This is a genomic window from Pseudomonas sp. AF03-9 (assembly GCF_020515815.1).
Classification (GTDB): Bacteria; Pseudomonadota; Gammaproteobacteria; order Pseudomonadales; family Pseudomonadaceae; genus Aquipseudomonas.
Genome location: NZ_JAHPJF010000028.1, coordinates 1 through 6,060 on the forward strand (window position 1 = coordinate 1; position 6,060 = coordinate 6,060).

Annotated in this window: 5 protein-coding genes; 1 reads left to right on the forward strand and 4 read right to left on the reverse strand. The window is 61.0% G+C overall.

Annotated features, from left to right (window positions below; all coding sequences use genetic code 11):
- Positions 1-180: 180 nt before the first annotated feature.
- From LIY36_RS25560 to LIY36_RS25575, 4 genes are all read right to left on the reverse strand, one after another.
- Positions 181-549, reverse strand: coding sequence for an AprI/Inh family metalloprotease inhibitor (locus LIY36_RS25560; RefSeq protein ID WP_226457608.1), 369 nt, complete (start codon positions 547-549; stop codon positions 181-183).
- 52 nt (positions 550-601) lie between these two features.
- Positions 602-2,035 carry a serralysin family metalloprotease gene (locus LIY36_RS25565; protein WP_192300131.1) on the reverse strand — a complete coding sequence of 478 codons (1,434 nt, stop codon included), beginning with the start codon at positions 2,033-2,035 and terminating at the stop codon, positions 602-604.
- 366 nt (positions 2,036-2,401) lie between these two features.
- On the reverse strand, positions 2,402-3,505 hold the full coding sequence (locus tag LIY36_RS25570; protein WP_226457609.1) for a DmpA family aminopeptidase: 1,104 nt from the start codon (positions 3,503-3,505) through the stop codon (positions 2,402-2,404).
- 9 nt (positions 3,506-3,514) lie between these two features.
- Positions 3,515-4,879, reverse strand: a complete 1,365-nt coding sequence (locus tag LIY36_RS25575) for an APC family permease (RefSeq protein WP_192300133.1) — start codon at positions 4,877-4,879, stop codon at positions 3,515-3,517.
- Between the two features lie 199 nt (positions 4,880-5,078).
- Between LIY36_RS25575 and LIY36_RS25580 the strand changes: the two genes are divergently transcribed.
- A complete protein-coding gene (locus LIY36_RS25580; protein ID WP_192300134.1) occupies positions 5,079-5,867 on the forward strand; it encodes a helix-turn-helix transcriptional regulator in 789 nt (262 codons plus the stop codon).
- Positions 5,868-6,060 lie beyond the last annotated feature (193 nt).

A 6,060-nucleotide genomic window follows, 5' to 3' on the forward strand; every position in this document is an offset into this window, starting at 1 on the left:
ATGCCGTGAAACAGCCAACGCTGATCAAGAGGTTCTTGTATTCACCCAGCGCTTTGAATAAAGGCGGTGTGGCCATGTCTTCCGATCTCACTTGAACCAAACAATAAGCAATAGTTGCCCGCACGCCGAATAACGGAGCGGCGAACTAATAAAATCAAGTTATAGGCTTATAACCAACAACTAAGGGATGCGCTGCAACAGCACCTCGGTGCCTTGGGCGGTGCGACCTTTATATTCACCCTCTTTCTGTCGGTTCAAATGGGTAATCCCGGTGCCGTCGGCATTCATCAGCCAGATACCGTCCGGGGTCGGCAGCCAGGTCTTCGGATGGTCCCCCAGCCACTGCGCGGCGCATTCAACGTCGCCAGCCACGGCATTGGCGGCGACCACCAGGTCCAACGCACACACCTGGTCCTGCTGGTGCAACTGCCAGTGTCCGGCCAATTGGGCGCTGCTGGGTAAAACAAGACTGCTCGCCATCACGTGGGCTCCTGCCGATACGAACGTCGCCAGCAATACGCGGGCGATAAAGGGGGTAAAACGCTGCATCTTGCTTATGCTCCATGGGCAAAGCGCGGCGCCGAAACGCCGCGCTCCTGCATCACGCCACGATGTCGCTGACGGCCGCCTGGCCAACGGTGGTGACGAGGAAGTCCGCCACGCCGTGCCCGGAGAAGTCTACCGCCAAGGTGCCCAGGTTGCTGCCAGAAGCGTAGGACAGCACCGCGTCGCCGGCATGCCCGGTAAACGCGTTGACGAAGGTCAGGCCTGCGCCTTTGGTGATACCGGACAGGTCGATCTTGTCCGAACCCGAGGTGAAGTCAAAGATCTTGTCCGCCGCCCCCGGCCTGGAGTCGGAGCTGGCACCGAACACAAAGGTGTCGTTGCCCGCACCGCCCCACAGTTGGTCGGCACCGCCGCCACCGTAGATGATGTCGTTGCCGGCACCGCCCTTGATCACGTTGGCCGCGTTGTTGCCGATGATCAGATCGTTGCCGGCGCCACCGAAGGCATTCTCCACGGTCACGCCCTTGGCGATGGAGACGTTGCCCACCAGGCCGCCAACGTCGGAGAACGAGGCTTCATTGAGGTTGATCTTCTGGTTCTGGGTGAAACCGGAGAAGTCCAGGGTGTCGTTGCCGCCACCGTCCCATACCGAGAACACCAGCTTGTCGGCGTTGGAAGTGGCGCTGAGGAAGTCACGCCCGGTGTTGGAGTTGAAACCGTAGGTGGTGTCGCCGGCGCGCGTGTTGTAGTTGGCGCCGTAGAGCTTCTGGATCGCGGCGATGTCGTCGATCAGCGGGCCGGAAGCGTAGGCTTCGACGCCGCCTTTGCTGAAGTTCTGGTTGGTATTGCTCTCGCTCCAGTAACTCATGACGCTGTAGCCGCGCGTGTCCTGTCCGTAGGACGCGTCGTTGTAGGTCGGTGCGCCTTCGCCGGCGTTGTAGTCGCCGGGATGCGCCAGGCCCAGGGTGTGGCCGATTTCGTGGGTCAGGGTCTGCCGGCCATAGTTGTTCAGGTCCGGGGTCTTGTTGGGCGTGTAGCTGCTGTTGGTCAAGTACCACGAGGTGCCGTCGTAGCCTGCGCCGGTGCCGGGCAGGTAGGCGAACGCCGCCGCGCCGTCCTGGCCGCCGCTGTAGTTGCCAAAGGTCATGTGGGCATCGCCGCCGCTGGCCTTCTCGGTGAACGTGACGTTGGCCACATCCGCCCAGGACTGCATGGCCAGGGCGGCCTGTGCTTTCTGCTGGGCGCTGAACTGGCTGAAGCCGGAGATGCCATGTTTGTTCATGGTGCTCGACGACGCCGAGGTCAGGAAGGTGTAGGTCAGGTCGATCTTGCCGTTGCCGTCAACGTCCCGGTACGCCGCACCGTCGCGCAGCAGCTGGGTGGCGGCCTGGTCGACGGAGTAGGACGGTTTGCCATTGACCGTGAGGTTGCCACCACGGTCATACAGATGGCTGAAGCTATCGATTTGCGAGTAAGCGGTGCTGGCTTGCGCCGCCGACACGATAGCCTTGTCTTTTACTTTTGACATAAACGTACTTCCTTGTTTGCAAGTGCATCAGTCTTTGATCGATAGGAACCCCGCGGGCGAGATCGTCCTATCACTCGCCTCTTTTGAAGGCGTAAGAAAACTGACACAACTTGAAATCTTTCGTCTACATCTATTTCCGGGGCAAAAAAGTACCCGGTAATTAGCGCCAGTAAGTTGCACTCCGTATTTGTTGGCCGGCGCTGATTTTGTCCGACAAAAAACACACCGCACTTATTTAAATATTAAATAGGGCTAAAGCCGCCAACGTTTGGCGGCCGCTTAGTTAATGGATCCAATATATTGGCATGGTGTCATTAACGACATTAAACAGCCACTACTTGAACTAAAAGTTGCAGTTGTCCCGGATTACCGGGGCATACTCCAGCCGGTTTTATCCAATGCCGCCAATAGGGTTTCAGCGTGCAGGCCCGGCACCAGCACGCCGTCGTCGGTGTGCATGTCTTCGCCGGCCAGGATCGCGTTGATGATCGCCTCTTCCACGGCCTCTGCCGCCGCGCTGAACAGCGGCGAAATGTGATCGTTGTTGAGCATCTGCAACGACGTGCTCAGCGGCAGATCCTGGCGGCCGTAGTCAGCGGGCGGCAGGTCAGCGTTGCCAGTGGCAAACGCCAGGAACAGGTCGCCGCTGGAATCCTCGGTGCCGCCGCCGGTGCGCGCGATGCCGATGGACGCACGTTGCGCCAGGCGCTGGCATTGGTGCGGCAGCAACGGCGCATCGGTGGCGATGATCACCACGATCGAGCCCATGCCTGGCGTGCCGCGCTCGGCGAAGGGCGACGGGATTTGCAGCAACTGGCGGCCCACTGGGTAGCCATCGACCCGCAGTTCCTGGCGCTTGCCGTGGTTGGCCTGGACCAGCACGCCGACGGTCCAACCGCCCTGCTCTGCCGACAAGCGCCGCGACGCGGTACCGATGCCGCCCTTGAACTCATGGCAGATCATCCCGGTGCCGCCGCCCACCGCCCCCTCTTGCACCGGGCCGGTTTCCGCGCACTCCAGGGCCTGGCGCACATGCTCGGGCCCGACGTGCTGGCCCCAGATGTCGTTGAGCAAGCCGTCGTAGGTCTCCATCACCACCGGCATGCACCAATACACTGCCGGGTCCGCCAGGCGCTCGCGCTCCAGGGCGATCAGGCTGTCGCGCACTACGCCAATACTGTGGGTGTTGGTGATCGCCAGCGGCGTAGTCAGCAGCCCCGCTTCACGAATCCATTCCAGGCCCGTGGCATCGCCATTGCCGTTGAGCACGTGATACCCGGCAAAACACGGCTGCTGGCGGGCCCCGCCGGCGCGTGGCTGCACCACCGTCACGCCGGTGCGCACCTGTTTGCCGTCGACGCGGGTCTTGAGCGTACTGTGGCCAACCCGCACCCCCGGTACATCGGTGATGGCATTCAATGCGCCGGGCGTGCCCAGCCCCAACGTAATGCCCAATTGACGTGCACGCATAACCACTCCTTACAATTTCTGGAACGCCGGACTCAACCGGCCACTGATGCAATACAGAATCACCGACACAGCCAGCAAGCCGGCGATGATCATCACGTCACGCACCGATGCCGCCGCAACCAGGGTCGCCAGCAGATACCCGGCGCCCAGCACGGCGAGCAATGCCGGCAAAGGCCAGAGCGGCATGCGGTAAGGGTGTTCGCGATCACGCAGCAACACCCGGCTCATCAACGCGCTCAACGCAACCACCAGGTACACCAGCATGATCAGCAGCACGCTGAACGAAGTGAGGTCGGCGAGGTTCGAGCTGAAACTCAGCAGTGCCGACGGAATCGCCAGGAACAGCGTAGCCAGCCACGGCGAATCCCAGCGCGGGTGAATGCGCGTAAACAGTGTGTTGATCCGCGGCGTCCACAGCGCATCGCGCCCGCTGCTGAAGACCACGCGGCCGATCTGGATCACGATGGCGACAATGGCGTTGAACACCGACAGGAAAATCCCCGCACTGACCAGCCGCGACAAGGTTTCATTGCCATGACTGGTCAGCAGGTAGCCGATGGGGTCCGGGCTGCTGATCATCGCACTCAGGGACGGCGCGCCGATCAGCAACGCGGTGATCGGCACCAGCTCGATCACGACCACCAGGCCCAGTGACCACAACACCGCCTTGTGCACGCCCTTGCCGCCGCATTTCATGTCTTCGGCCAGCAGCACCGCCGGGCCGTAGCCGTTGAATGAGAACAGGCCGATGCCCACCGCGCCGATCACCAAGGCCCAGGGCGCCAGGTGCAGCACGCCGTTCTCGACGATCTGCGGCTGGAACAGCACGCTGGCCGGCTGCATCGGGTTGCCGAAGCCGATAAACACGATCACCAGCAACGCGGCGACTTCCAGCAACAGGCAGGTGCCGGTGATCCAGGCGTTGAGCTTGATATTGAGGATGCCCAGGGCGTAACTGCACACCACGATGACCAGGGCGACGGTTTGTGAGTCGAATTTGGTACCCAGGGCGTTGTTCAAGTACGTCGCCGCGCCGGTGGCCAGCACCGGCGGGATAAACAGCAGCATTACCAATACCGTCAGGAACGTCGCGTAGCCCGCCATGCCGCCGAACACCCGCTTGGCATACACGTATTCGCCACCGGCGCTGTTGTGGGCACGGCCCAGTTCGGCGTAGCAGAAGGCAAACATCAGGGCGAGCAAAGCGGCCATCACGAATGCGAGGAACACGCCGCTACCCGCTTGCTGGATGGCAAACGGGGCGATCACAAACACGGAGCTGGCGGGCGTGACCGCCGAGACGGTAATGGCGACTACATCGAACACACTCAGCGTGGGCTTGAGCACGCCGTCTGGCGCGGGGGAAGCACTCATATCGTTATCCTCTGTGGTTGTTTTTGGTGTGAGGCAGAAACGAAAAATGGTGATTTATCGGGATATGTTTCCCGTTCAATGATGCCGACGTTATCGCTTGGGCCGTTGTCGGCCAATTCCCCTATTGGCGTACTCCCCTTGACGACACCCGGCAAAAGCCGAACCCTTGGCCGATCTTCTGCCCGTGGGAACCTGTGATATGAGCCTGTTCAGGGAAGTCGGCATGCACGCCGCACTGGGCCGCACGGTCGCGCACATCGGCACCGAGCGTTTCTGGAAACAGCTGGTGCTGTTGCTGCACCAATGCCTGCCATTCGATAACGCCCTGGCGATTTTCTACCCCAACGATGGCGCGCCCCAGGCCCTGGAGGAATACGACGCGCAGCCGAGCAGCAAGCCGGCGTCGATGCTGGTGTACCTCAATGGCTTGTATTTGCTCGACCCGTTTTTCCAGGCCTGTCGCGAAGGATTCAGCAGCGGCGTGTACCGCCTGGAAGAAGTCGCGCCGGATCATTTCCGCCAGAGTGAGTACTTCCTCAACTACTTTCACGACAACGTGCTGGAGGATGAGGTGCAGTTCATCCTGCAAGTGCCGGGCGCAGGAACGTTGTCCCTGTCATTGGGCATGCAGCGCCGATTCAGCGTTGAAGAAACCGGGCTGATGACCCTGCTGGCGGCATGGGTGTTGCCGTTGATGCAGCAACATTGGCAGCAGAGCACACAGCGCGCGGCGCCGGCCATGGATAGCCAGATCCGCGATGCGTTGAGTCATTTTGGCAGCGGCGTGCTGTCGGAGCGCGAACTGGAAATCGCGCGCCTGGTACTGCGTGGGTTTTCGTCCAAGGCCATGGCCGAGCGCCTGAATATCTCGCCGGATACGGTAAAGGTGCACCGGCGACACTTGTACGCGAAGCTGGATATTTCGTCACAGCCGGAGCTGTTTTCGTTGTTTATCCAGTCGTTGGGGCATGATCTGGAAAACCCCTGAATCCGCGACTGCACAGAATCCAAGTGTGGGGTTTGCTTGGGGGATTCCATGGTTGAGGCGCAACCTCTCTACCAGCAGTGCCGCCGCCTTCGCAGCCTCGCTAAAGCTCGACAACTCCCACAGGGAACTGGCAGTGCCTGGGCGATCTCCAGCCGAACACTCACTCCCCATCAACACCAATCACCTGTGGGAG

Coding starts and splice junctions, on each gene's coding strand:
- LIY36_RS25560 (WP_226457608.1), bottom strand. CDS start 549: ATGCAGCGTTTTACCCCCTTTATCGCCCGCGTATTGCTGGCGACGTTC.
- LIY36_RS25565 (WP_192300131.1), bottom strand. CDS start 2,035: ATGTCAAAAGTAAAAGACAAGGCTATCGTGTCGGCGGCGCAAGCCAGC.
- LIY36_RS25570 (WP_226457609.1), bottom strand. CDS start 3,505: ATGCGTGCACGTCAATTGGGCATTACGTTGGGGCTGGGCACGCCCGGC.
- LIY36_RS25575 (WP_192300133.1), bottom strand. CDS start 4,879: ATGAGTGCTTCCCCCGCGCCAGACGGCGTGCTCAAGCCCACGCTGAGT.
- LIY36_RS25580 (WP_192300134.1), top strand. CDS start 5,079: ATGAGCCTGTTCAGGGAAGTCGGCATGCACGCCGCACTGGGCCGCACG.